The following is a 24,427-nucleotide window of genomic DNA, read 5'->3' on the forward strand; positions in this document are numbered from 1 at the left end:
ACTCAGGCCGGCATCAGCCACCGTCCTCCGGCAGATTCCACTATCTCGAAACGGCAATCGTAGGCCGCCTCCAGCAGGTCCGGGCGCAGAATATCCGTGGCCCTGCCCTGCCAGACTTTCCCCTCTGCGATCAACAACACATGCGACGCAAAACGCGTCGCCAGATTGATGTCGTGCATGGTGGCGACGACGGCATGGTCAGCGTCCGCCAGTTCCTTGAGCGTGCGCATCACCAGTTGCTGCGCGGCGACGTCCTGATGCGAGGCCGGCTCGTCCAGCAGATAAAGTTGCGGCGCCTGCAGCATCAGCGTCGCCATCGCGACACGCTGGCGCTCGCCGCCCGACAAACGCATCACGTCGGCATCGGCGTAAGACGCCATGTCCAGACGTTCCAATGCATACAGCGCAGCGCGCCGGTCGGCTTCATCCGGCCAGCCCCAGCCCGGACGATACGGATGCAAACCCGCCATCACGCTGTCCAGTACGCTGCACGCAAACGCGTCGACCTGTTGCTGCACCTGCAAGCCGCGGCACGAGGCCAGCTGCTGCGGCGCGGTTCGTGCGATGTCGCCATCCGGGGAACAGACGCGGCCGGACGCCGACTGCAACAGACCCGCAACCGCATGCAGCAAGGTGCTTTTGCCGATGCCGTTTTTGCCGAGCACACACCAGAATTCACCGGCGCGCACTTGCCAGTTGAAGTTCTCCAACAAGGTGATGTCGCCGGCGCGCAAGGTCAGCGCCTCCACCTGCAGCAACAGGCCCGCCGTCATGCGCGACTCCGCGCCAGCAGCCACAGGAACAAGGGCACGCCGATCAAGGCCGTGATGACGCCGACCGGCAATTGCATCGGCGCGACAATCGTGCGCGCTGCCAGATCGGCCAGCGTCAAACCGGCTCCTCCGGCCAGCGCCGAGGCCGGCAGCAACACGCGCTGATCGTTGCCGACCAGCAGGCGCAGACCGTGCGGCACCACCAGCCCGACGAAGCCGATGGTGCCGGCCAGCGTCACTGCGGCAGCCGTCGCCAACGACGCCGCGCACAAGGTCGCCACGCGCAGTCGCACCACCGGCACCCCCAGCAACTGTGCAAAACTCTCTCCGCGCGCCAGCAGGTTCAAGCGCGGTGCATTCCATGTCGACCACAGCAAGACCGCGCCCGCGATGGCGGCGGCCACCGGCAGGAAGCGGCTGTCTTCGAGATCGCCCATGAGCCAGAACACCATGCCGCGCAATTGCGTCTCTCCCGCCAGCGTCAGCACCAGCGTGATGACGGCGCCGAAACCGGCCGCCAGCATCACACCGGTCAGCAGTAGCCGATGCCCGGCCGCCATCGGCGACAGCGGCAAGCGCCGCAGCGATTTCCCGACCAGGCCGAACAGCAGCAGCACCGCCAGGCCGGCGCCCAATGCAGCGCCGACGGCAGCGATATTCTGGCGCGGCAAACCGATGGACGCAGCCAATAGCATCGCCAGCAAGGCACCCGCCGCAGATCCGCCGGAGACGCCAAGCACATAGGGTTCAGCCAAGGGATTGCGTAGCAATACCTGCATCAGCGCGCCCGCCATCGCCAGCAAGGCGCCGACGGTGAACGCCGTCAACGCGCGCGGCACGCGCAATTGCAGCAGCATGGCGATATCGGCAGGATCACCGCTTGGGCGCAGACAGCCGGTGCTGCCGCACAGACCCGCCAGCACGAGCGCCAGCCCGGCCAATACGGCCAGGCAGGAAAGCACCAAGATCGCTCTGCGCATGAAGTCCTTGAGGTGATTTAAAAGTCGTAACGGGCGGTGAATTTTACTGCACGGCCGCTTTCCGGATAGATGCCCGAGGCGCAGCCGAAGGCTTGCGAGAAATAACGCCGGTCGCCCAGGTTGCTGCCGGTCAGCGCCAGCTCCCACGTACTCACGCGCATCGCGTAGCGCGCATCGACCGTGGTGTACGACGGCATGCGCGCATTGCAGGTATTGCTGAAGTCACTGCCGTAGCGCTGCGCATCGGCCCACAGCACACCGAGGTTGACGGTCTGGTTGCCGGACTGCCAGTTGAGCCGCGCCGAGGCAGTATTCTTTGGCACCAGCACCATTTCCTTGCCGGCATTCGGACCGTCCGTGAAGGCGGCTGCAATGTGTTGGAAATTCGCCTTGAGGCTGAAGTCGGCGTTCAGGCGCGCGGCGGCTTCCAATTCGACGCCCTGCCGCTTGGTCGGATCGAGATTGACGTTGGCACCAAATGCGCCGACGGTGGGATCGTAAAACAACTCATCCTTGATGCGATGTCGAAACCACCTGAGCGTGGCATTGTTGTCGGCGCCGCCCCAGGTGGCGCCGAACTCCAGGTCATGCGAAGTCTGCGGCTTGAGGATTTGTCCGGCCGCCAGCACGATGCCGCGGTTTTCGTCCGCGGTCGGCAACCGGTAACTTTGACCGGCTTTACCGAACAGGCGCAGCGACGGCAGCACCGCGTGGCTCGCCTGCACCTCCCAGGCGTTGACGCCTTGCGCCTTGTCGTAGGCGTTGGCGGTGCTGCGCTTGTCCATGACCTCATGGCGCAAACCCAGCGCGATACGGGTGTTGCCGGCGATCTGCACTTCGTCGCGCACGTAGGCCGCGCGCGCAGTCTGCGCCGCGTCCCCGCTGCCGTCGACGTTGCCGATCCCCCATTCGGAGAAATCGACGCCGGCCACCAGTTCGTTCTTCAACACGCCACCTTCGGCGATGTGGCGCAAGCGCGGCGAGAACTGGGTGGTGCGGCTATGCACTTCACTGACCGCGCCTCCGCCATAGCTGGAACGCGAAATCTTTTCGCGATGCGACAACTCGGCCGCGGCTTCCAGCGCGCCGAACTTGCGCTCGAAGAAAGCGGTGATGCGGTCGCTGTCGTAGGAGCCGTAATCTTTCGGCGTGGTGGCCTGACGCGGATTGGTGAGGAATTGCGCCATGCTCAGCGAGCCGGCCAGGCCGTAGTCGGCGCGTGCGAGATCAACCCGCAAGCCGAAGCGACCTTGATTGGAAAACCATTGCGCCGTGCCGCTGAAATTCTCCTGGTTGGAAGCATTGTTGTCGCGGTAGTTGTCGGCATGCTGTTTGCTGTACGCGGCATTCAGGGCGAAGCCGTCCCAGCCCTTGGCGACGCTGGCGCGGCCGCTGCGCAAACCGTTGCTGCCGATTTCGCCGACCACGCTGCCGCGGATTGCATCCGCAGCCGGGCGTTTGGTGACGATCTGGATCGTGCCACCGGTGGCGCCGTCGCCATACAGTACACTGCCGCCGCCGCGTACGATCTCGATGCGCTCGACCGAGTCGATCGGCACCGACGACAGCAAGGCGGTCGACAACTCGTTTTCCGACAGTCGGACGCCGTCGATCAGGATCACCATGTTCTGATCGCCATTGCTGCCGAAGCCGCGCATGTCTAGCGCGAAGTCGCCCGGCCCCGCCAGGCTTTGACGGCCATACACGCCACCCAGTTTGCGGATCGCCTCGTTGACGTTGTCGATACCGGCGTTGCGGATGTCTTCGGCGCCGATCATGGTCGCGCCCACGGGCGGAAACGCAGGATCGTTCGGAAAGCGCGACGCCGTAACGACGACCGGCGTGAGGCCGGGGTCGTCGGCGGCCTGCGCCAGCGATTGTGCAAGTGAAAACACAGCGCAGGCGATCGCGCCGCGGCGGGATGGGACGGTGAATTTCATGATGTCGTTTTGCAATGATCTCCGGGCCTGCCTCCCCGCAAGCCGGATTGAAATGGAACGCCTGGGCGTTCCCCTGTCGTGGCCGGTATCCGGGCTGCAAGCCTGGCCCGCCGCGCCTTCCCATGCCTTGCCGCGCGAAAGATGCGGGAGGGTCACAGTGGCGAAGTCGGCAGGTTGCCGTTCCGACAAGGAACGGCGCTTGCTTACCGTTGCGGGGGCAGCGCACGTTGGCGGAGATCCTGGTATCCCAGGCGACCGCGCCGTGCTTCCCGTTTAACTGCCGGCACGAACATGCCGGCGAGCACCAAAACGGCGCAATTGTATGCGCCAACGCCACAGGCGGCAATCATCCGTGACAAACGAAGCGGGCTTGCATTATGATTGCCCGAAGATCAACAAGATCGTCATAACGCCATTTAAATGGGGAATTTTCATCGCTTTTTAGCCGATGGAGCCGCTTGACAGGGACTTATAATCCATTCAACAAATAGCGGAAGTCCGTCCCTACCGGGACACTCTCCGGGGGATCGGGCAAAAACAGGGGCAAGCTCTCTACAGATTTTTTATTTGTTGCCGATATGCAATGGATATCCGGCGGCCGCTGCCGCGCACTTACAGCAACAGGAGCTTCATATCACCGAACCATCTCGTCGAACCATGTAATTCAGTTGTGACAGATTACCTGCCTCGCGGCGGAAGCAAATAACGCATCAAATTTGTATGGAGATACCAAGATCATGAGTGACGACGTTGATTTAGAAGCACTATTCGACGAGATTTCGGCGCAAACCCTGCCGGCTTCAGTCCCGGCAGCCGCGCCGGCAGCTTCGGCCCCCTCGGCCGCAACAGAAGATCCGCTCGAAGACCAGACCGACAAGCCCATGTACGAACGCCTGGGCGGCATCGTTCGCTTGTTGCACGACTCCATGCGCGAACTCGGCTACGACCGCTCGCTGTCAGACGTCGCATCGCAGATCGGCGATGCCCAGGGTCGCCTGGAGCATGTCGCCACGCTGACCGAACAAGCCGCCAACAAGGTGCTCAATTCGATTGACGCCGGCATGCCTGCGCAGGACGCACTCGCCAGCAAAGCCAAGGACATCGATGACCGCTGGGCGCGCCTGTTTGCCGGCCAGATGACCATCGACGAATTCAAGAACCTGGCCAACGATTCCAAGAAATTCTCTTCCGCCGTGATCGAAGCCACCGAGGTCGAAAAAGCCCGCATGCTCGAAATCATGATGGCGCAGGACTTCCAGGACATCACCGGGCAGTTGATCAAGAAGATCGTCGGCATCACCGCCGTGGCGGAACGCGAACTTGCGCAACTGCTGCGCGACAACGCACCGCCGGAAGTCAAGGCGGCGATCCAGGCCGACAAGCCGGTTGAGTTGTTGAACGGACCTTCTGCTCCCGGCTCGGCCATGGCGCAGAATGATGTGGATGACTTACTCGCTAACCTGGGGTTCTAATGGATGACGAAATGCTCAAGGATTTTGTCGTTGAGGCCTTGGACCTCGCGACTAGCGTTGAAGAGCATCTGCTGACTCTTGAACGGCATCCTGACGATCTGGAAATTCTGAACGCGGTTTTCCGCGCCTTCCACACCATCAAGGGCGGTGCGGGCTTCGTCAATTTGCCGGCCATGGTATCGGCCTGTCACCTGACGGAAAACCTGTTCGACGCCCTGCGCACCGGCAAGGCGCCGGTCACGCCGCTGGCGATCGAAGCGGCGCTGCAGGCCAGCGGCTTTGTCGCCGACCAGCTCAACGAGCTGGCCAACGGCGCCGATCCGGCCAGCCTGGCGTCGATGCCGCAGGACCTTGAAGACATTCTGACGCAAGCCATTGAAGGCAATGCGGCGGCGCCTGCTGTTGCTGCGCCTGCTGCTGCTGCTGCACCTGCTGCCAGTGCTGCAGCGCCTGTCAGTGCGGCCGCTCCGGCTGCCGGCTCGACGCCTTCCGCCAACGGCGGCGCCAGCGTTCTCGGCGCTGACGGCTCGCTTGACTGGAACGCCTTGTACCAGGCTGTGTCCGGCGGTACCGGAGAAGTTGCGCCAGTTGCTGCTGCAGCCGTCGAAGCAGCGCCTGCGGAAGCAGAAAGCAGCTCCGGCCATCCGAAGTCGCTGCCTTCGGCGACGCCGACGCCAAAGCCGGCCGCTGCCCCCGTACAAGCGCGCCGCGCCACCGACAATCAACCCGGCAACGCCAAGGAAGAAAGCATCCGTATCGATGCCGGCAAGCTCGACGCGCTGCTCGAAGTCGCCGGCGAATCGGTGCAAGCCGCCAACCAGGCCGCCGTGCTGCTGGAAAAACTGCAACAGTTCAAGTTCGAAGGCACCGCCGCATCGCTGATGTCGACGCTGGCCGAAACCCTGGGCCGCGCATCGCGCTACTCCAGCGAACTGCAACGCGCCACGCTGTCGACGCGCATGCAGCCGGTCGGCCGCCTGTTCCAGAAATTCCCGCGCCTGGTGCGCGAACTGGCCAAGGATCTGGGCAAGGACGTCGACCTGGCGATCTCCGGTGCGGAAACCGAAGTCGACCGCGTGGTCGTGGACAGCCTCTACGATCCCCTGGTCCACATGCTGCGCAACTCGCTCGACCACGGTATCGAAACCGATCGCGGCGCTGCCGGCAAGCCCAACAAGGCGACCATTTCGCTCAAGGCATGGCAGGAAGCCAGCAGCGTCATGATTGAAATCTTCGACGACGGCAAGGGCATGGATCCTGATTTCCTGCGCAAGAAGGCGATCGGCAAGGGCCTCATCGGCGAGCATGAAGCGCAAAGTCACGACGAAGCGCTGCAACTGGTGTTCCTGCCGGGCTTCTCGACCAAGGAAGTGGCGTCCAGCGTGTCCGGCCGCGGCGTCGGCATGGACGTGGTGAAAACGGCCGTGGAAAAACACCGCGGCACCATCCGCATCGATTCGACACTGGGCGTCGGCACGCGCTTCTCGATCCGCCTCCCGATCGAATTGTCGATCATCCCGACCATGCTGGTGCGTACCGCCGGTGCTGCATTGGCCTTGCCCATGGCAGTGGTGGAACGCGTGGTGGAATTGCCGGCCGAGTTCGATGAAGTCGGTGGCGCGCCGGTGTTGCGCGATCAGGGTCGTCCGTTGCCGGTGCATTCGCTGGCCGGCGTACTTGGCTATGAACCGGGCAATGAACGTGTCGGTATCGTCATGGCGGTGCCGCATCCGTACATCCTCAGCGTCGGCGCCGTGGAAGGCACGGCCGACCTGGTGATCAAACCGTTGACCGCGATCCAGACCAACGGCATTACCGGCACTGCACGCTCTGCTGAGGGTGAACTGGTGCTGGTGGTCGGCCTCTCGTTCCTGCTGGAAGGCTGCCGCTCCGCTGCCAAGGCTGTGGCGCAAGTTTAAGCAAACTCTTCAAGTCCCATCGAAAAAAGCTGAGCCCGTTCGCGGGGTCAGCTTTTTTATGACCTGAGCAAATCCTTCTCAGGGCATCATTTGACGGTGGCGTGCGCGTAGCGCTCCGACAACGCCTCATACAGCGGCGGCGCAAAGAAGCGCGAGACGCGACTGGCCAGTAAGGCTGTCGCCATCAATGAAATCACCAGCGCATGGCCGTTGATCATTTCCATGACGATCACGAAGGCGGTGATCGGCGATTGCGTCACTGCAGCCAGATAGCCCACCATCGCCAGGGCGATCAGCATCGACAGCGACGTATGCTCGAACACCATGTGCAGCAGATTGCCGAAGCCGGCGCCGATCGACAGCGACGGCGCAAAGATGCCGCCCGGAATCCCCGGCAGGTAAGACCCCACCATCGAGGCCATCTTGGCCAGCGGATACCACGCTGACAACTGCGTCTGGCCGCTCAGCAAACCCTTGGCTTCGGCATAGCCGCTGCCGAAGGTCATGCTGCCTGCACACAAACCGATGATCGCGACGATCAGACCGCACACGGCGCCAAACACCACCGGACGTTCTGCGCGCAAGGCGCGCAGCGGTGCCGGAATCCACTTGTGCGTATTGAGCAGCAGCCAGCAAAAGATGCCACCGGCCACGCCCATCAGGATGCCGCTGACGATGACCGTGACGATCAGTTCGCGCGCGCTGTCATTGCCGGCATTGATGGTGCCGAAGTAGGTATAGTTGCCGTTCAGCCCGAGCGCGACGATACCGGCGAAGATGATGGTCGTGATGACGGTGCCGCTGGCACGTTGCTCGAAGCTGCGTGACAGCTCTTCAATCGCGAACACGATGCCGGCCAGCGGCGTATTGAAAGCGGCCGACAAGCCGGCAGCGGCGCCGGCCAGGATCAGGCGTCGTTCCAGAATGGCGCTGGGACGCGGATAGAAGCGGCGCATGTTGTACATCAGCGCCGCGCCGACGTGCACCGTCGGTCCCTCGCGGCCGATAGTGAAGCCGCCCAAAATACCCAGAAAAGAGATGCCGATCTTGCCGGCCAGGATCTTCAGCGTCAGCAACGCAGGCGCACGGGAAGGACGTGGCGTTCCGCGATCATTCTCCTCCGCCAGCGAGGCAATCACCTGCGGAATCCCGCTGCCCTCGGCGCCCGGAAAGAAGCGGCGCGTCAGCCACACGCACAAGGCGCTCATGGCCGGCGTCAGGACCAGCGGCAGCCAGGCGTGATCGCGCCGCATGGCGCTGAACATTTCGAAGCCGAAATCGATCAGCCAGGCATACATCACCGCCACCAGGCCGACCAGCACCGCGCCCAGCCACAGAATCCCGTATTGCATCCACAACCGGCGCGCCCGGCGGAGAGTATGGCCATGCAGGCCGGCAAGCATAGACATCATCGCGTTTCAGTTCCCATCGTTGATCCGGCTGCCCGCAGGCAACTCAGAGCTCGTACATGTCCTTCTCGCCTTCCATGACCTGACCGATCAACTTGCGGTTGAGCGTCGGCGCCAGCAATTCGATGAAGGTGTAGACATAGCTGCGCAGGTAGGCGCCCTGCTTGAGCGCCACGCGCGAGACATTGGTGCCGAACAGGTGTCCGGCCGGCAGGGAGCGCAGACCGCGATCGCGCTCGGCGTCGAAGGCCATGCCGGCGATGATGCCCACGCCCATGCCCAGCTCGACGTAAGTCTTGATGACGTCGGCGTCGATGGCTTCAAGCACGATGTCCGGCTTGAGGTCGCGCAGCGAGAACGCGTGATCGATCTTGCTGCGGCCGCTGAAGGCGGCGTCGTAGGTGATCAGCGGATAGCCGGCGATTTCTTCCAACGACAGGTTTTTGGATTTCAGCAAAGGATGGTCGGGCGGCACCACCACCACGTGCTCCCATTGATAACATGGCAAAGAGACAAGTCCCTCTCCCGATGCCAGCGCTTCGGTGGCGATGGCGATGTCGGCCTGGTCGTTGCGCACCATCTCGGTAATTTGTTTGGGATTGCCTTGCAGCAATGACAACCTGACCTTGGGGTACTTTTGCGTGAAGGCCTGCACCACTTTCGGCAGCGAATAGCGGGCCTGGGTGTGGGTGGTGGCGATGGTGAAACTGCCGCTGTCGTGGGCGGCGAATTCCTTGCCGATGCGCTTGAGGCCATCCACTTCCTGCATGATCAGTTCAACCGAGCGCAACACCGCGCGGCCCGGTTCTGTGAGGCCGCGGATGCGCTTGCCGTGACGGGTGAAGATGTCGACGCCGAGTTCTTCTTCCAGCTCGATGATCGCTTTCGAGACACCGGGTTGCGAGGTGAACAACGCTTTGGCGGCTTCGGTCAGATTGTAGTTTTGCCTAACCGCTTCCCTGACGAAGCGGAATTGATGCAGATTCATGGCTTGTCCTTCGATATGCTCAGCAAATGAATTTGTATATGCCGATTGTGCATATAAGCAAATAAATAGTATGTAGTTTGGTTTGAAGGCTAAGTTTATTACGATTCGAGCTGTTATAGACGAGGTGTTATGACTGTTTCTTATGTAGTCAGTGGTTTTGCTGTCGGTGTGCTGGTCGGATTGACCGGTGTCGGCGGCGGCTCGCTGATGACGCCCTTACTGACGCTGCTGTTCGGCATCCACCCCAGCGTGGCGGTCGGCACCGATCTGGCCTTTGCTTCGGCGACGAAGACGGCCGGCACGTTCGCGCATCGCTTCAAGGGCACCGTGCGTTGGGACATCGTGCGCCGCCTGTCCTACGGCGCCCTGCCCGCAGCCGTCGTCACCACACTGCTGCTCAAGCACTTCGGCGCGGTCAGCGAGGGCATGAGCCTTGTCATCCGTTATTCCATCGCAATCTCCGTTTTCCTCACGGTGATCGCTTTGCTGTTTAAGAGTAAACTTCAGGTTTGGCTGAATGCCCATCCGGAGCGCCAGTTGCAAGGCCTCAAGCTGTCCCGGGCGACCATCCTGGCAGGCGCCGTGCTCGGCACGCTGGTGACGATCTCGTCGATCGGCGCCGGTGCGGTCGGCGCCACGCTGCTGGTGTTGCTGTATCCGCGCCTGTCGCCGGCGGAAGTCGCCGGTACCGACATCGCTTATGCGGTGCCGTTGACGGCGATTGCGGCATTCGGTCACTGGTGGCTGGGTTCGATCGACTGGAGCCTGCTCGGCGCGTTGCTGCTGGGTTCGGTACCGGGCATCACCATCGGCTCCTTCGCCGCGCGTGCGGTGCCGGAGAAATTTTTGCGTGGCCTGCTGGCGATTACGCTGACGAGCGTTGCCTTGAAGCTGATTTGGTAGGCTGTTTTTTTTATCACATGAAGTCTCCATGAAAGACTTCTGCAAGACGTTAACAGGGATGACAAGATGTACCGTTATGACCAATACGATCACCTGATCGTCAAAGAGCGCGTTGCCCAGTACCGCGACCAGGTCCGCCGCCGCCTTTCCGATGAACTGGTCGAAGACGAGTTCCGCATCCTGCGCCTGCAGAACGGCCTGTACCTGCAACGCCATGCGTACATGCTGCGCATCGCGGTTCCCTACGGTCTGCTGGCATCGCGCCAAGTCCGCATGTTTGCCCACATCGCGCGCAAATACGATCGCGGCTACGGTCACTTCACCACGCGTCAGAACATCCAGTTCAACTGGATCAAGCTGGAAGAATCCCCGGACATCCTGGCCGAGCTCGCAACGGTCGAGATGCACGCCATCCAGACCTCCGGCAACTGCATCCGCAACACCACTTCGGACGAACTGGCCGGCGTCGCCGCCGACGAGATCGTCGATCCGCGCCCTTACGCCGAACTGATCCGCGAGTGGAGCACCTTCCATCCCGAGTTCGCCTACCTGCCACGCAAGTTCAAGATCGCCATCAGCGGTTCCGAGCAGGACCGCGCTGCAACCGCCGTGCATGACATCGGCCTGCACGTGATCAAGAACGAAGCCGGCGAAGTCGGTTTCCGCGTACTGGTCGGCGGCGGCATGGGCCGTACGCCCATCCTCGGCAGCCAGATCCGCGACTTCCTGCCATGGAAACACGCGATGTCTTACCTGGAAGCGATCCTGCGCGTGTACAACCAGTACGGCCGTCGCGACAACATCTACAAGGCGCGCATCAAGATCCTGGTCAAGGCCATCGGCGCCGAAGAATTCGCGCGCCAGGTCGAAGCCGAATGGCAGGACATCAAGGACGGCCCGTCGACGCTGACCGAAGAAGAACTGCAACGCGTGGCGAACTACTTCACCGAGCCTGCATACGAAACGCTGCCGGCCAACGACGCCGAATACGAACGCCTGAAGGCCGAAGACAAGGGCTTCGCCAACTGGATCAAGCGCAACGTCAAGGACCACAAGGTGCCCGGCTATGCCGCCGCGATCCTGTCGCTGAAGAAAACCGGCGTGCCGCCGGGCGACATCACCGCCGACCAGCTCGACTTCGTCGCCGACCTGGCCGACCGCTACAGCTTCTCGGAACTGCGCGTCACGCACGAGCAGAACCTGGTGCTGGCCGACGTCAAGCAAAGCGAACTGTACGCGCTGTGGAAAGAAGCCAAGGCGCACGGTCTGGCAACGCCGAACATCGGCCTGCTGACCGACATCATCTGCTGCCCCGGCGGCGACTTCTGCTCGCTGGCCAACGCCAAGTCGATCCCGATCGCGCAAGCGATTGCAGAACGTTTCGACAATATCGACTTCCAGCACGATATCGGCGACATCGAACTGAACATCTCGGGTTGCATCAACGCCTGCGGCCACCACCATGTCGGCAACATCGGCATCCTGGGCGTCGACAAGGACGGCGCCGAGTGGTACCAGGTGTCGCTGGGCGGCGCCCAGGGCAACACGTCCAGCATCGGCAAGATCATCGGCCCATCGTTCTCGGCGCATCAGATGCCGACCGTGATCGATCGCCTGCTGCAGGTCTATGTCAAACAACGCATCGAAGACGAACGCTTCATCGACACCGTGCGCCGCGTCGGCGTCACGCCGTTCAAGGACTTCGTCTATGCCACCCCGATCAAAGCTGGTCATGTCACCGGAGAAGACGTCTGTGCCTAATTCCACCCTCATCATCAAAGACAAAGTCGTCATCAGCGATGACTGGACCGTACTGCGCCTGAACGAAGGCGAAACCCCGGAAGGCGTCGCCGTCCCGGAAGGCAAGATCATCGTGCCGCTGAAGGTATGGCAGGCGCAACGCGCCACGCTGCAAGGTCGCCCGGAACTCGGCGTCTGGTTCGCCAGCGACGAGCGTCCGGAAGCGTTGAAAGACGACCTGGCGCCGTTCAAGGTCATCGCCGTGGATTTCCCCAAGTTCGCTGACGGCCGCGGCTATTCGATCGCCTACAACCTGCGCGCCCGCCTCGGCTATACCGGCGAACTGCGCGCCGTCGGCGATGTGCTGCGCGACCAGTTGTTCTACATGCAGCGCGTCGGTTTCAACGCCTTCGCCGTGCGCGCCGACAAGGACATCCACGATGCATTGAAGGGCCTGACCGATTTTTCGGAAAAATACCAGACCTCATGGGATGAGAAGAACCCGCTGTTCCGTCGCGCCAAACGCGAGACGGTTGTTACCCGCGATTAAGAGCAAGTAAGCGTCATTTGAATCAAGGGAAGGAAGTAACGCCATGTCCGAACAAGCTTTGCAAGCGCTCATCGAAGCTACCCGCGCCACGCTGGAAAAGATCGCCGCCGACTACACTCCGGCCGTGTTCGCTTCCAGCATGGCGGCGGAGGACATGGTGCTGACCGACCTCATCCTGCGCGGCAAGCTGCAGGACAAGATCGGTATCTTCACGCTGGAAACCGGCCGCCTGCACAAGGAAACGCTGGGCATGCTCGACCGCATCAGGGAAACCTACGATTACGACGTCACGCCGTATCGCCCGGAACCTGCCGCCGTCGAACACTACGTCGCGCAGAACGGCCTCAACGCCTTCTACGACAGCGTCGAGATGCGCAAGGAATGCTGCCGCATCCGCAAGATCGAGCCGCTCAACCGCGCGCTGGCCGGCAATAAATCCTGGATCACCGGCCAACGCCGCGCGCAGTCGGTCACGCGCGCCGCGCTCGATGTGCAGGAAGACGATCCGGCGCACGGCATGGCCAAATTCAATCCACTGGCCGACTGGTCGGAAGAAGACGTCTGGCAATACATCCGCGACAACCAGGTGCCGTATAACCCGCTGCACGACCAGGGCTATCCGTCGATCGGCTGCGAGCCCTGTACCCGCGCCATCGAGCCGGGCGAAGACGTGCGCGCCGGCCGCTGGTGGTGGGAGAACCCCGACTCCAAGGAGTGCGGCCTGCATGTGGTGGACGGCAAGCTGATCCGCATCAAATCACAGACCGCGCCGGCCTGATTTTTTCCACGACAAACAACATGTCGATGCGCGGCCCTTGCCGGCCTCGCCGTACTCGATATTCCGATATCCGTTTTACATCCGACTTGAACCAAAGGTCATCGCATGAACACAGCAGTTGAACAACTCTTCCTGGACAACGCCAGCAGCCGTCATCTTGACTGGCTGGAATCCGAAGCGATCCACATCATGCGCGAGGTCGCGGCCGAGTGCAGCAACCCTGCCCTGCTGTTTTCCGGCGGCAAGGATTCCGTGGTGCTGCTGCGCATCGCCGAGAAGGCCTTCCGTCCGGGCAAGTTCCCGTTCCCGCTGGTGCACATCGATACCGGCCACAATTTTCCGGAAGTGATTTCCTTCCGTGACCAGCGCGCCGCCGAACTCGGTGAGAAGCTGGTGGTGCGTTCAGTCGAAGACTCGATCAAACGCGGCACCGTGCGCCTGCGCAATCCGCTGACCGATTCGCGCAATGCCGCCCAAGCCGTGACGCTGCTGGAAACGATTGAAGAATTCAAGTTCGATGCCTGTATCGGCGGCGCCCGTCGCGATGAAGAAAAGGCGCGCGCGAAGGAACGCATCTTTTCCTTCCGCGACGAGTTCGGTCAATGGAATCCGAAGGCACAACGTCCTGAACTCTGGGACCTGTACAACACCCGCGTGCATCCGGGCGAAAACATGCGCGTGTTCCCGATCTCGAACTGGACCGAGCTCGACGTTTGGCAATACATCGCCCGTGAAAAACTGGCGCTGCCACCGATCTATTTTGCGCACGAGCGCCAGGTGATTCCGCGCAACGGCCTGCTGGTGCCGCTGACCGACCTGACGCCGGCCAAAGAAGGCGAAACCGTCGAGAACCGCGTGGTGCGCTTCCGCACCGTAGGCGACATTTCCTGCACTTGCCCGGTGGCCTCCGATGCGGCTTCCGTGGAAGCCATCATCGCCGAAACCGCCGTCACCCAGATCACCGAACGCGGCGCGACGCGCATGGACGACCAGACCTCCGAAGCGTCGATGGAAAAACGTAAAAAAGAAGGATATTTCTGATGAATGCCGCTGTTGCCGAAAAAGATCTCAACGTAACTTCGCACGAACGCGGCCTGCTGCGCTTCATCACCGCCGGTTCGGTGGATGACGGCAAGAGCACGCTGATCGGCCGCCTGCTGTTCGACAGCAAGGGCATCTTCGCCGACCAGCTCGCGTCCATCTCGCGCGCCAAGCACAAGCGCACCGTGGGCGACACCATTGATTTGTCCTTGCTCACCGATGGCCTCGAAGCCGAGCGCGAGCAAGGCATCACCATCGACGTCGCGTATCGCTACTTCGCCACGCCCAAGCGCAAATTCATCATCGCCGACACGCCGGGCCACGAGCAATACACGCGCAACATGGTGACCGGCGCTTCGACCGCAGACGCCGTGATCATCTTGATCGACGTATCCAAGGTCAAGCTGAACGACGACGGCAGCGTTGAGCTGCTGACGCAAACCAAGCGCCACTCGACCATCGCCCATTTGCTGCAAATCCAGCACATCGTGGTCGCCGTCAACAAGATGGACCTGGTCAACTACGACCAGACCGTATACGACCGTATCGTCGGCGCGTATCAGGAATTCGCCGCCCAACTGGGCCTCAAGGATGTGCGTCCGATTCCGCTGTCGGCGCTGGCCGGCGACAACGTTGTGACCGCCGGCGACAATCTGTCGTGGTACAAGGGCCCGACGCTGATCGAGCTGCTGGAGTCGCTATCGGTGTATGAAGATGCCCACGAAGAACCGTTCCGCTTCCCGGTGCAACTGGTGGCACGCCACAACGGCCACGAAGCCAACGACTTCCGCGGCTACATGGGCCGTATCGAAGCCGGCAAGGTGAGCAAGGGTGACAAGCTGCTGGTGCAGCCGAGCGGCCAGAGCGCGACTGTGAAGGACATCCTGACGCTGGACGGCTCGTTGCAATCGGCCGCGGCCGGACAGTCGGTGACGATCTTGCTGGACGAATACCTGGACATTTCGCGCGGCGACATGCTGGCTTCCGCCGAGCAGGCGCCGACGCAACTCAAGACCGTCAACGCCGACCTGTGCTGGCTGTCCGAGGATGCGCTTGATCCGCGTTGCAAGTATTGGCTCAAGCACACCACCAAGCAAGTGGCGGCGCGCGTGAGCAAAGTCGATACCTTGCTCGACATCAACACGCAGCAACGCCATCCGGCCGAGTCGCTCAAGCTGAACGACATCGCCCGCGTGTCCATCAATGTGCAGCAGCCGATTGCCGCGGACAGCTATGACGCCATCCGTGCCACGGGCGCCTTCATCCTGATTGATGAAGTCACCCACCAGACCGTTGCCGCTGGCATGATCCGCCTGGATGCCTGATAATCGCTGCTGTACCGTTTCACCCGCTCAGGCGGGCTGAAACGTACAGCAGCCGGTATGTGCCGGGCTGCGATTCTTATCTTTTTCAGCATGAGCTCAGCCCCAGCCAATCCAGTCAACGTGCCAACGCCTCCTGTTTCCATAAAACCCGTCGGCAAGGTCTATCTGATCGGCGCCGGCCCCGGCGCGGCCGATTTGATCACCGTGCGCGGGGCGCGTCTTCTCGCCCAAGCGGATGTCGTCTTGCACGACGCGCTGGTCACGGAAGAAATGCTGGCGCTGTGCCCGCAAGCCGTCAAGATCTCCGTCGGCAAACGCAGCGGCCAGCGCTCCACCGCCCAGCAAGTCATCAATGAACGCCTGATCGAATCCGCGCGCCAATACCGTATGGTGGTACGCCTGAAAGGCGGTGACCCGATGCTGTTCGGCCGCGCCGACGAGGAATTGCGCGCACTCGACAGCCAGAACATTTCCTACGAAATCGTCCCCGGCATCACCGCCGCACTGGCGGCGGCATCCTCGGCGCAACGACCGCTGACCAAGCGCGGCATCGCGCGCAGCGTCTCGCTGTTCACGTCCAGCACGGCCCCCGACGAGCCCAGCGAATTCATCATGCCCAACGGCGACACTTTGGTGCAGTACATGGGCGGCCGTGAAGCCGCCGCGACGGCGCAACGCTTGCTATCGCTCGGCTATGCCCGCACGACGCCGGTGGTGGTAGTGGAAAACTGCAGCCGCGACAACGAACGCATCCTCGATCTCGAACTCGGTACGCTGGAACAGGGACTGGCCCAGTGCAGCGGCCCGGTGCTCGTCATGATCGGCGAGGCGCTGGCAAGCCGTGACTGAACACCGTCTGACTATTTTTTCGAGCACATCCCCATGCACTTGCTACACGACCCCAGCGCGCCTGCAGCGCCGCTGATCACGTTCGACGATTTCCTCAAGGTGGATATCCGCATCGGTACAATCGTCTCGGCCGAAGCCTATCCAGAAGCCCGCAAACCGGCCTACAAGCTGAAAATCGACTTCGGTCCGACCATCGGCGTCAAGCAGAGCAGCGCGCAGATCACGGCGCTCTATCAGCTGGAGGAACTGGTGGGGAAACAAGTGGCGGCGGTGGTCAACTTTCCTCCCCGCCAGATCGGCAAATTCATGTCGGAAGTATTGACGCTGGGTTTCCCCGACGCACAGGGAGAAGTGGTGTTGTTCGCGCCGGACCGGTCGACGCCGAACGGCGGTCGCTTATTCTGAATCGTTTGAACTGCTGATGCAATATTGCGCCAGCGCCTGCAGCACGCCGTCGTCTTCACCGGCCGCTGCGGCCACCTGAAAATCCACGCCGGGATGATCCCGGCGCAACTGTTCGATCAATACCGGCAGATCGCGCCGGACATGTCCGCCCTGCCCCAAAAATACCGGCACGATCGTCACCTGCTGTGCGCCGTCGGCGATCTGCTGCGCCGCCAGTTGCGGCAAGCCCGGGGACATCAATTCCAGGAAAGCCAACTCCACCACCACGTCCGGCAGGTTCGCCTGCGTCAGTGTGCGCAAACGCTTGAACGGCTCGGCCCAGTTGGGATCGCGTGCGCCATGTGCAAACAGGATCAGTGATTTCTTCATCATGGTCAGCGCCGCTCGACCCAACGCAACGCCACGATCGCCATCAACATGAACAGCGTGCTCGGCAGCGCGGCGGTCACCAGCGCCGGCCAGGTGTTGAGCAAGCCCAGATGCGAGAACAGGTTGTTGATCAACTGAAAGCTCACGCCGATCATGATGCCGGTGAAAATCTTCAGGCTGACGCCGCCGGTACGGAAATGCAGATAGGCGAACGGCAGCGCCAGCCCCATCATCACGAAGATCGATAGCGGATAGACGATCTTTTTCCAGAACGCGATTTCATAGCGCTCGGTGCGTTGGTTATTGGCTTCCAGATGCTTGGTATAGGCACGCAGATCATAGGCCGACATCCGATCCGGATCGGCGAACAGCACCGACAGGATTTCCGGCGTGACTTCGGAGACGAAACTGACCGTCTTGATCTTTGCGGTGGTGATCGGCGCAGTGATCGAGCTGACCTTCTCGTCGACGATGAAGGTCGTTTTCTGCACGTCGGACAATTGCCAGGTATGGTCGCCCTGGTAGTCGCCGCGCGCCGCGACGATCAGGTCGGACAAATGGAAGTTCTTGTCCAGTTCATAAATCTTCACGCCTTCCAGCCTGCCGTCAGTCTGGATACGCTGGATGTTGAGGAAGCGCGTGCCGATGACGTCGCCTTCCAGGCCCTTGCTCTTGATCACGTCCTTGGCCCAGAGGCCGGAACGGAACTGCTGCGACAGCGACGAACCCTGTGCCTGCAACTTGATCTTCTCGCCCAGCTCGGTGGCCTTGGGCGCCACCAGTTCGCCGAACAGGATGGTGACGATGGCGAAACCGAGGCCGATCTTGGCCAGCGCCTTGGCGGTCATGCGTGTCGACATGCTGGACACGCGCATGATGGTGAATTCGGAACTTGCGGCGAACTGCGCCAGCGCGTAAATGGTGCCGATCAGCACCGCAATCGGCATCAGTTCATACACATTGCCGGGCAAACCCATGATCACGTAGAGCACGGCGTTCTGCAGTTGATAGCCATTGCGGCCGACTGCTTCCAGTTGCCCCATCATTTCAAAAAATGCGAACAACGCGAGGAAGGCCGCCAGCGCGAATGCGACCGAACGGACAATCTCGGTGGTGATATAACGTTGCAGGACTCTCATCAGGCTTGCCGTTTCAGGAAAAGCGCACGCCGTACGCGAGACAACATGACTGCGGGGTGATAGTGGCTATTGACCTTCAGCCGCAGGAAGAACAGACCGACCACCAGCAAGGCCACCACCAGATGCACCGGCCACCAGGCCAGCAGGAACGACGTGCGGTTCTGAATCACGGAAGACTGCATCACGCTGACGGTGTTGCTGTAGACGACGAACAGCAGCAGTGCGACCAGCAGGCCCATCGAGCGGCCCACGCGAGGATTGACGAAGGACAGCGGAATCGCCAGCAGCATCAGGGTCGATGCCATCAGCGGCAAGGCCATGCGCCACAGCAGCTCTCCGCGCGTGAACTGGTTGTCCAGCGCCAGCAACTCCCAAGTCTGCAGCGCACGCGCCGACTTGTCGCCGGCGGCGGCTTGCGACTGCCCGCCCACCAGCAAGCCGTAGCGTTCGAATTCAACCATCTGGAAATCGGGCTGGGTAGGCATGCCGTCGTAACGGCGTCCCTTGGTCATGACGACGAATTTTTCGCCGTCCTTGTCGACTTCCATTTCGCCTTCCTTGGCGACCACGATGCTGTTCTTGCCATCGCGGAAGGTATTGACGAAAACGTTCTTGACCTTGTTGGCGTCGCCGGAAATACCCTCGACGAAGAAAATGCGGTTGGCGGTGGCGGACTCCTGGAACTTGCCGGGAGAGACGCGTGCGATGTCTTCGCGCTTTTCAAAGCGTTCGCGGAATTGCGCACTCTGCTGGTTGGCCCAGGGAGTGGCGACGAAACTGAGCACTGCGGTCAGCAGGATGATCGGCCAGCCGAAGCGCAGCACCGGCCTGATCCAGCGCGTCAGGCTCAGTCCCGAAGCGAACCACACCACCATTTCGGAATCCTGGTAGCTGCGCGTGACCACCAGCAATACGGAAATGAAGCCGGTCAGGATCAGGATCACCGGCATGTAGTTCAGCGCCTGGAAACCGATCAGGGCGAGCACGTCCTGCGAGCTCACCTGTCCACCCGCAGCCTGACCAAGAATCTTGATCAGCATCACGGTGAGGGTGATTGTAAATAGCGTTGTGAACACTGCGCCGGCGGTGCTCATCAATTCGCGTCGAAGAGCGCGCTCAAAAATCATTCGGGGCTTATAATCGCAGAGGTAGATTGATGCAAACAGAAACTAGCAAACTAAGGACAAGCGATGGACTTTAGCATAAAAACATTGGACGCAAAAACCTCTGTCAACGCCGCCAAGACCGGCGTGCTCGTCGTTGGCGTTTTTGAAAACCGCAAACTGACACAAGCTGCACAAGCCCTGGACAAATCAGGCGCGATCAGCGACGCACTGAAATCCGGCGACATTACCGGCAAGCCGGGTTCCACCCTGCTGCTGCGTGGCGTGGCCGGCGTCGCCGCCGAACGCGTGCTGCTGGTCGGCCTGGGCGCCGATGAAGAAATTGCCGACAAGAGTTTCTCCTCCGCAACACAAGGCGCCGTACGCGCACTGACCACCGTCGGCGCCGTCGATGCGCTGGTGGCGCTGCCGCTGGACAAGATCAAGGGTCGCGATGCGGCTTGGGCTATCCGCGCGCTGGTGCTGGCCGTACGCGACAACAATTACCGCTCTGACGTCCTGAAGAGCAAAAAAGATCCCGCGCCGACCGGCGTCAAAAAAATTGCAGTGGCAGTCTCCACCGCCGCCACTGCCGCCGCCAAGACCGGCCTGGCCGAAGCGGTTGCGCTGGCCAACGGCATGGAACTGAGCAAGGACCTGGCCAACCTGCCGGGCAACGTCTGCACCCCGACCTACCTCGCCAACAGCGCCAAGAAACTGGCCAAGGAATACAAGCTCGGCGTCGAAGTGCTGGATCGCAAACAGCTCGAAGCGCTCAAGATGGGCAGCTTCCTGTCGGTCACCAACGGCAGCGACGAACCGCCGAAATTCATCGTCCTCAAGCATCTCGGCGGCAAATCCAAGGATGCGCCTATCGTTTTGGTCGGCAAAGGCATCACCTTCGACACCGGCGGCATCTCCCTCAAACCGGGTGCCGGCATGGATGAAATGAAATACGACATGTGCGGCGCCGCCTCGGTGCTGGGCACCTTCCGCGCCATCGCCGAGCTGCAACTGAAACTCAACGTCATCGGCGTCATTCCGACCTGCGAAAACATGCCGTCGGGCCGCGCCACCAAGCCGGGCGACATCGTTACCTCGATGTCGGGCCAGACCATCGAAGTACTCAACACCGACGCCGAAGGCCGCCTGATCCTGTGCGACGCGCTGACGTACGTGGAACGCTTCAAGCCCGCCGCCGTGGTCGACATCGCAACGCTGACCGGCGCTTGCGTGGTGGCGCTGGGTCATCACAATACCGGCCTGTTCACGCGTGAAGACGACGCCCACGACCAGCTCGCCAACGACCTGCTGGCAGCCGGTAAATCCAGCGGCGACACCGCATGGCGCATGCCGGTGCAGGACGCCTATCAGGAGCAGCTGAAGTCGAACTTCGCCGACATCGCCAACATCGGTGGCCAGCCTGGAGGCAGCGTGACGGCAGCGTGCTTCCTTGAGCGCTTCACCAAGAAATACACCTGGGCGCATCTGGACATCGCAGGCACCGCATGGCGCGGCGGCGCGACCAAGGGGGCCAGCGGCCGTCCGGTCCCGCTGCTGACGACCTTCCTGCTGAATGAAGCGAAGAAGTCGCAAAAAGCGCGCGCGTAAGTTGCACGTGTAAGTTCGCACGCTCCGCAATCAAGCCGTCATCCGCAAGATGACGGCTTTTTTATTGGGCATCGCGCTTCATTGCAGCAGCGGCAGCGGCAACGGCGGCGTCTGCGGGATGATGGCACGACGTCGGCGCAGCCTCGCCTGCAGCAGCGTCGCCAGCACCAAGGTCGGCAGCGCCGCGAACAGCATGTTCAGTTGATCGCCGTGACTGCGAAAATCAACTGGTCGCGCCAGGTGATACAGGCAATTGACGAAGTCGCCGGCGGTGTTGAGCAACGCCGTATTGGCGACGCCCGCAATCGTCGCGGCAATGAAGAACAACAGGTGCGCCACGATTGCCAGCAAGGCAATCGCGACGCAGTCGACGGACGATAATGCCGCTGTCCTGCCGCCGCTCACCGCATGCCCCATCCCGCGCATGGCGGCCCAGAAAGCCGTCAGTGCAAGATAGGATGGACCACACAGGATGCCTGTCGCCGCCAGTGTCTGCCAGATGCTGCCGCGGTCTTTGAGCATGAGGTGATCGAGTACCAGGATGAATGCAGTCAGCCCGGCGCCCATCGCCCGCCAGCGGCGCCGACGGTGCTGCCAATACAACAACGCCGGCAGCATCGCAAACAGCACTGCCATCAGCGAAAAGTGCACAAGGCTCGCAACAGAGCTGCCCCCCGCAGCGAAATGAGGCAGCGTGAGAAAACCGCCAGGTGTCAGGCACAGGGATGTTTTGAACGGTGGCATCGGTGTCGGGAAATCAATCGTGTTTTTCGCTCAGCTCCGGCCACAGTTTGGCCCAGTCCTCGGGAAACAGGTCTTTGCGGGTAATCACGCCCTGCGAAACGCGTTCCAGACACACCGCGATCAGCGGCGAACACGGGCGATTGCCATAGCCGATCTGACGCAAGTAGTCGAACGAGGTCTCACAGTACGCAGCAAGCGCGGAGCGCCTGTCCATCGGAACGGAATTGAGATAGTCGATCAGTGTCATAACGACAATTTAGCATCTGCTACAGACAAGTCAAGCAAAAGCTAATTTACCAAATGCTAAATTTGCGTTCAAATGCAGGCATGGACATGCATGAACATCGACGGAAACGTTTGCTTGCGTTGATCGCGGATCGCTACGACGGCGACCGCCAACAGGTTTGCGACGCCAGCGGCATGAGCGAGTCGCGCCTGGCGCAATTATTGTCGTCCAGTTACCGGCGCGGCCAGGGCTTCGGCGAGAAGGCGGCCCGTGCGCTGGAAGAGCGTCTGCACCTCGATCCGCTGTATTTCGACCAGTTCGCCGTCGGCGAGATGACGACGCCCTATGTCGTGCGCCAAACACCGAAGACGGATGCGGACGACGCCGTCACCGTGCGCCAGGTTGTACTGACGCTGACCGCAGGCTCGGCGCGCACATCCATGCAAGAGATCGCGCCGACACTGTGCCTGTGGAGATTCCCGAAAAGCTGGCTCAAGGCACACTGCCTGCACGCCGACAAACTGTTCGCCGTCACCGTCACCGGCGCCGGCATGGCGCCGCGCTTGCATGAAGGCGATGTCGTGGTGGTCAATGGCGGCGACACTGCCTTGCAGGACGGCGCCGTGTATCTGATCAATTACCGCGGCGAAGCCATCCTCAAACGCCTGGCGCTGGACCTCGGGCGCTGGTTCATGACCGCCGACAACAACGCCGGCAAACGCTACCCTCGCCTTGAATTCGACCAGCCGGATTGCATCCTGCTGGGACGCGTCATCTTGCTCGCCAGCGAACGGATCTGATTCCGCTTTGCCCTCGCCACTTCATGGGCGCGGCATGTACCGCAAACTCCAGCTCCAGAACATCAGGCCCAGTACACTGACGGCGGCGCCCAGCGCGCATACGCCACCCCATCCCCAGGCGGCAAACGCCGAGGTCGACAGCACCGCGCCGGCACCGCTGCCGACCGCATAAAAAATCATGTAGCAAGCCACAAGCCGGCTGTGCGCCGTCGCATTTGTGCGAAAAATCATGCTCTGGTTCGTGACATGGATCGCCTGCGCCGCCAGGTCCAGCAACAGCACCCCCGCCGCCAACGCCCACAGGCTCCACGACAGCAGCGACAGCGGTAGCCAGGCCGCGGCCAGCAACGCCAGCGCCACGCCGCTGGTCCACTGGCCGCGCCCACGGTCGGCCCAGCTGCCGGCCTTGGCAGCGCCCAGCGTGCCGACCACGCCGATCAGGCCGAAGGCGCCGATCGCGGCATGCGACAGCGAGTACGGCGGCGCACTCAGGGGCAGCACCAGGGCGCTCCAGAAGATGTTCAGCACGGCAAACATCAGCATTGCGATCACGCCGCGAATTTGCAGCACGCGGTCATGCAGCATCAACGTCGCCATCGACGCCAGCAGTTGTCCATACGACAAGCGAGTGACGCTGGCGTCCGCAGGACGCTGCGGCAGGCGGCCATGCAACAGCGCCAGCATCAGCAGCGCCAGCACAGCCGACACCGCGTACACCATGCGCCAGCCGGCGACGTCGGCGATCAGCCCGGCCAAGGTGCGCGCCAGCAGCAAGCCAATCACCACGCCCGCCTGCGCCGTGCCGACCACGCGGCCGCGCTCCTGCGGCGCCGCCAGCGCCGCCGCATACGAAATCAGTCCCTGCGTCATGGCCGTGCCAAGCATACCCACGGCCAGCATGCCGAGCAGCAGCCAGGCCGGCGATGACGCCAGCCCGACGCCGACCAATGCGGCGAACAGCAGTAGCAACTGCGCCAGCGTCAAGCGACGGCGGTCCAGCAAATCCCCCAACGGCACCACCAGCACCAACGCCAGCGCGGAACCGAGCTGGGTTGCGGTCACCACCAGGCCGACCGCCGCCTGGCTGAAGCCAAACTCTGCCGCCAGCGCATCCAGCAAGGGCTGGGCGTAATACACGTTGGCGACGCTGACGCCGCAGGCCATCGCAAACAACAACACCATGGCGCGCGGCATCACCGCGGAGGCCCGCTCCGGGCCTGCCTCTTCGAATCGGCACGCATCTGCCCCGCCATCGTTTTGCGCCATTGCTTCGCTCCTTTTCAACTTTTATATGTGGTTTCAAATTAAAACCAGTTGAAGTGTAGGCGAGCGAGTTTTAAAATGCAACCATCAGACATGCACG

At 61.8% G+C, this 24,427-nt stretch carries 23 protein-coding genes and 1 riboswitch; of the genes, 12 read left to right on the plus strand and 11 right to left on the minus strand.

What is annotated here, in order from left to right; all coding sequences use genetic code 11:
• Positions 1-2 precede the first annotated feature (2 nt).
• Genes ACIROW_RS05390 through ACIROW_RS05400 form a run of 3 tightly spaced genes read right to left on the minus strand, consistent with a single transcriptional unit; the run spans position 3 to position 3,693 of the window.
• Complete coding sequence (locus ACIROW_RS05390) at positions 3-773, minus strand: ABC transporter ATP-binding protein (protein WP_402272770.1); 771 nt, start codon at positions 771-773, stop codon at positions 3-5.
• Positions 770-1,753, minus strand: coding sequence for a FecCD family ABC transporter permease (locus ACIROW_RS05395; RefSeq protein ID WP_402272772.1), 984 nt, complete (start codon positions 1,751-1,753; stop codon positions 770-772). The genes ACIROW_RS05390 and ACIROW_RS05395 overlap by 4 nt, the downstream gene beginning before the upstream one ends.
• Before the next feature lie 17 nt (positions 1,754-1,770).
• On the minus strand, positions 1,771-3,693 hold the full coding sequence (locus ACIROW_RS05400; protein ID WP_402272775.1) for a TonB-dependent receptor family protein: 1,923 nt from the start codon (positions 3,691-3,693) through the stop codon (positions 1,771-1,773).
• 62 nt (positions 3,694-3,755) lie between these two features.
• Positions 3,756-4,017, minus strand: a riboswitch (cobalamin riboswitch).
• Between the two features lie 413 nt (positions 4,018-4,430).
• Here ACIROW_RS05400 and ACIROW_RS05405 point away from each other — a divergent pair.
• Both ACIROW_RS05405 and ACIROW_RS05410 read left to right on the plus strand, forming a co-directional pair.
• Entirely contained in the window at positions 4,431-5,165 is a 735-nt protein-coding gene (locus tag ACIROW_RS05405) for a protein phosphatase CheZ (RefSeq protein ID WP_402272778.1), read from the plus strand.
• Entirely contained in the window at positions 5,165-7,084 is a 1,920-nt protein-coding gene (locus ACIROW_RS05410) for a chemotaxis protein CheA (protein ID WP_402272781.1), read from the plus strand. Before ACIROW_RS05405 ends, ACIROW_RS05410 begins: the two co-directional genes overlap by 1 nt.
• Before the next feature lie 86 nt (positions 7,085-7,170).
• Here the strand turns inward: ACIROW_RS05410 and ACIROW_RS05415 are convergent, their stop codons facing one another.
• Both ACIROW_RS05415 and ACIROW_RS05420 read right to left on the minus strand, forming a co-directional pair.
• Positions 7,171-8,496 carry a chloride channel protein gene (locus tag ACIROW_RS05415; RefSeq protein WP_402272784.1) on the minus strand — a complete coding sequence of 442 codons (1,326 nt, stop codon included), beginning with the start codon at positions 8,494-8,496 and terminating at the stop codon, positions 7,171-7,173.
• A gap of 43 nt (positions 8,497-8,539) precedes the next feature.
• Positions 8,540-9,481 (minus strand): CysB family HTH-type transcriptional regulator, encoded by a 942-nt coding sequence (locus ACIROW_RS05420; RefSeq protein WP_116433367.1) that lies wholly within the window; start codon positions 9,479-9,481, stop codon positions 8,540-8,542.
• Positions 9,482-9,610: 129 nt separating this feature from the next.
• Here ACIROW_RS05420 and ACIROW_RS05425 point away from each other — a divergent pair, with 129 nt between their 5' ends.
• The 8 genes from ACIROW_RS05425 (at position 9,611) to ACIROW_RS05460 (ending at position 17,072) form a co-directional block, all read left to right on the plus strand.
• Positions 9,611-10,384, plus strand: a complete 774-nt coding sequence (locus ACIROW_RS05425) for a sulfite exporter TauE/SafE family protein (protein WP_402272787.1) — start codon at positions 9,611-9,613, stop codon at positions 10,382-10,384.
• 66 nt (positions 10,385-10,450) lie between these two features.
• Positions 10,451-12,145 carry a nitrite/sulfite reductase gene (locus ACIROW_RS05430; RefSeq protein WP_402272790.1) on the plus strand — a complete coding sequence of 565 codons (1,695 nt, stop codon included), beginning with the start codon at positions 10,451-10,453 and terminating at the stop codon, positions 12,143-12,145.
• Entirely contained in the window at positions 12,117-12,674 is a 558-nt protein-coding gene (locus ACIROW_RS05435; protein WP_402273814.1) for a DUF934 domain-containing protein, read from the plus strand. Before ACIROW_RS05430 ends, ACIROW_RS05435 begins: the two co-directional genes overlap by 29 nt.
• A 43-nt stretch (positions 12,675-12,717) precedes the next feature.
• A complete protein-coding gene (locus ACIROW_RS05440; RefSeq protein WP_402272793.1) occupies positions 12,718-13,452 on the plus strand; it encodes a phosphoadenylyl-sulfate reductase in 735 nt (244 codons plus the stop codon).
• 105 nt (positions 13,453-13,557) lie between these two features.
• On the plus strand, positions 13,558-14,493 hold the full coding sequence (cysD, locus tag ACIROW_RS05445; protein WP_402272795.1) for a sulfate adenylyltransferase subunit CysD: 936 nt from the start codon (positions 13,558-13,560) through the stop codon (positions 14,491-14,493).
• Complete coding sequence (locus tag ACIROW_RS05450; protein WP_402272798.1) at positions 14,493-15,818, plus strand: sulfate adenylyltransferase subunit 1; 1,326 nt, start codon at positions 14,493-14,495, stop codon at positions 15,816-15,818. The genes cysD and ACIROW_RS05450 overlap by 1 nt, the downstream gene beginning before the upstream one ends.
• 90 nt (positions 15,819-15,908) lie before the next feature.
• The gene (cobA, locus tag ACIROW_RS05455; protein WP_402272800.1) at positions 15,909-16,667 is read left to right on the plus strand and encodes a uroporphyrinogen-III C-methyltransferase; all 759 of its coding nucleotides are present in this window, start codon (positions 15,909-15,911) and stop codon (positions 16,665-16,667) included.
• A 33-nt stretch (positions 16,668-16,700) separates the two neighbouring features.
• The gene (locus ACIROW_RS05460) at positions 16,701-17,072 is read left to right on the plus strand and encodes a tRNA-binding protein (RefSeq protein WP_402272802.1); all 372 of its coding nucleotides are present in this window, start codon (positions 16,701-16,703) and stop codon (positions 17,070-17,072) included.
• On the opposite strand, the gene ACIROW_RS05465 is transcribed toward ACIROW_RS05460, so the two are convergent.
• From ACIROW_RS05465 to lptF, 3 genes are read right to left on the minus strand one after another with little or no spacing between them, the layout of a single operon-like run.
• On the minus strand, positions 17,064-17,441 hold the full coding sequence (locus ACIROW_RS05465; RefSeq protein ID WP_402273817.1) for a sirohydrochlorin chelatase: 378 nt from the start codon (positions 17,439-17,441) through the stop codon (positions 17,064-17,066). The genes ACIROW_RS05460 and ACIROW_RS05465 overlap by 9 nt on opposite strands.
• A 5-nt stretch (positions 17,442-17,446) precedes the next feature.
• Positions 17,447-18,580, minus strand: coding sequence for an LPS export ABC transporter permease LptG (gene lptG / locus ACIROW_RS05470; RefSeq protein ID WP_402272804.1), 1,134 nt, complete (start codon positions 18,578-18,580; stop codon positions 17,447-17,449).
• Positions 18,580-19,707, minus strand: coding sequence for an LPS export ABC transporter permease LptF (gene lptF / locus ACIROW_RS05475; RefSeq protein ID WP_402272807.1), 1,128 nt, complete (start codon positions 19,705-19,707; stop codon positions 18,580-18,582). Before lptF ends, lptG begins: the two co-directional genes overlap by 1 nt.
• Positions 19,708-19,770: 63 nt before the next feature.
• Here lptF and ACIROW_RS05480 point away from each other — a divergent pair, with 63 nt between their 5' ends.
• Positions 19,771-21,294 (plus strand): leucyl aminopeptidase, encoded by a 1,524-nt coding sequence (locus ACIROW_RS05480; protein WP_402272809.1) that lies wholly within the window; start codon positions 19,771-19,773, stop codon positions 21,292-21,294.
• Positions 21,295-21,372: 78 nt separating this feature from the next.
• Here the strand turns inward: ACIROW_RS05480 and ACIROW_RS05485 are convergent, their stop codons facing one another.
• The gene (locus tag ACIROW_RS05485) at positions 21,373-21,930 is read right to left on the minus strand and encodes a hypothetical protein (protein ID WP_402272812.1); all 558 of its coding nucleotides are present in this window, start codon (positions 21,928-21,930) and stop codon (positions 21,373-21,375) included.
• A 121-nt stretch (positions 21,931-22,051) separates the two neighbouring features.
• The gene (locus ACIROW_RS05490; RefSeq protein ID WP_402272815.1) at positions 22,052-22,285 is read right to left on the minus strand and encodes a transcriptional regulator; all 234 of its coding nucleotides are present in this window, start codon (positions 22,283-22,285) and stop codon (positions 22,052-22,054) included.
• Positions 22,286-22,395: 110 nt separating this feature from the next.
• On the opposite strand from ACIROW_RS05490, the gene ACIROW_RS05495 reads away from it, so the two are divergent.
• Positions 22,396-23,064, plus strand: coding sequence for a helix-turn-helix transcriptional regulator (locus tag ACIROW_RS05495; protein WP_402272817.1), 669 nt, complete (start codon positions 22,396-22,398; stop codon positions 23,062-23,064).
• Positions 23,065-23,085: 21 nt separating this feature from the next.
• Here ACIROW_RS05495 and ACIROW_RS05500 read toward each other — a convergent pair whose 3' ends face one another.
• Entirely contained in the window at positions 23,086-24,330 is a 1,245-nt protein-coding gene (locus ACIROW_RS05500) for an MFS transporter (protein ID WP_402272819.1), read from the minus strand.
• Positions 24,331-24,427 lie beyond the last annotated feature (97 nt).

The sequence above is a fragment of the Herbaspirillum sp. NPDC101397 genome (assembly GCF_044767325.1).
In the GTDB taxonomy this organism is placed as follows: domain Bacteria; phylum Pseudomonadota; class Gammaproteobacteria; order Burkholderiales; family Burkholderiaceae_D; genus Herbaspirillum.

Bases quoted from the DNA above. Each gene is read 5' to 3' on its own strand.
- ACIROW_RS05390 (WP_402272770.1), bottom strand. From the start codon at position 773: ATGACGGCGGGCCTGTTGCTGCAGGTGGAGGCGCTGACCTTGCGCGCC.
- ACIROW_RS05395 (WP_402272772.1), bottom strand. From the start codon at position 1,753: ATGCGCAGAGCGATCTTGGTGCTTTCCTGCCTGGCCGTATTGGCCGGG.
- ACIROW_RS05400 (WP_402272775.1), bottom strand. From the start codon at position 3,693: ATGAAATTCACCGTCCCATCCCGCCGCGGCGCGATCGCCTGCGCTGTG.
- ACIROW_RS05405 (WP_402272778.1), top strand. From the start codon at position 4,431: ATGAGTGACGACGTTGATTTAGAAGCACTATTCGACGAGATTTCGGCG.
- ACIROW_RS05410 (WP_402272781.1), top strand. From the start codon at position 5,165: ATGGATGACGAAATGCTCAAGGATTTTGTCGTTGAGGCCTTGGACCTC.
- ACIROW_RS05415 (WP_402272784.1), bottom strand. From the start codon at position 8,496: ATGATGTCTATGCTTGCCGGCCTGCATGGCCATACTCTCCGCCGGGCG.
- ACIROW_RS05420 (WP_116433367.1), bottom strand. From the start codon at position 9,481: ATGAATCTGCATCAATTCCGCTTCGTCAGGGAAGCGGTTAGGCAAAAC.
- ACIROW_RS05425 (WP_402272787.1), top strand. From the start codon at position 9,611: ATGACTGTTTCTTATGTAGTCAGTGGTTTTGCTGTCGGTGTGCTGGTC.
- ACIROW_RS05430 (WP_402272790.1), top strand. From the start codon at position 10,451: ATGTACCGTTATGACCAATACGATCACCTGATCGTCAAAGAGCGCGTT.
- ACIROW_RS05435 (WP_402273814.1), top strand. From the start codon at position 12,117: ATGTCACCGGAGAAGACGTCTGTGCCTAATTCCACCCTCATCATCAAA.
- ACIROW_RS05440 (WP_402272793.1), top strand. From the start codon at position 12,718: ATGTCCGAACAAGCTTTGCAAGCGCTCATCGAAGCTACCCGCGCCACG.
- cysD (WP_402272795.1), top strand. From the start codon at position 13,558: ATGAACACAGCAGTTGAACAACTCTTCCTGGACAACGCCAGCAGCCGT.
- ACIROW_RS05450 (WP_402272798.1), top strand. From the start codon at position 14,493: ATGAATGCCGCTGTTGCCGAAAAAGATCTCAACGTAACTTCGCACGAA.
- cobA (WP_402272800.1), top strand. From the start codon at position 15,909: ATGAGCTCAGCCCCAGCCAATCCAGTCAACGTGCCAACGCCTCCTGTT.
- ACIROW_RS05460 (WP_402272802.1), top strand. From the start codon at position 16,701: ATGCACTTGCTACACGACCCCAGCGCGCCTGCAGCGCCGCTGATCACG.
- ACIROW_RS05465 (WP_402273817.1), bottom strand. From the start codon at position 17,441: ATGAAGAAATCACTGATCCTGTTTGCACATGGCGCACGCGATCCCAAC.
- lptG (WP_402272804.1), bottom strand. From the start codon at position 18,580: ATGAGAGTCCTGCAACGTTATATCACCACCGAGATTGTCCGTTCGGTC.
- lptF (WP_402272807.1), bottom strand. From the start codon at position 19,707: ATGATTTTTGAGCGCGCTCTTCGACGCGAATTGATGAGCACCGCCGGC.
- ACIROW_RS05480 (WP_402272809.1), top strand. From the start codon at position 19,771: ATGGACTTTAGCATAAAAACATTGGACGCAAAAACCTCTGTCAACGCC.
- ACIROW_RS05485 (WP_402272812.1), bottom strand. From the start codon at position 21,930: ATGGCAGTGCTGTTTGCGATGCTGCCGGCGTTGTTGTATTGGCAGCAC.
- ACIROW_RS05490 (WP_402272815.1), bottom strand. From the start codon at position 22,285: ATGACACTGATCGACTATCTCAATTCCGTTCCGATGGACAGGCGCTCC.
- ACIROW_RS05500 (WP_402272819.1), bottom strand. From the start codon at position 24,330: ATGGCGCAAAACGATGGCGGGGCAGATGCGTGCCGATTCGAAGAGGCA.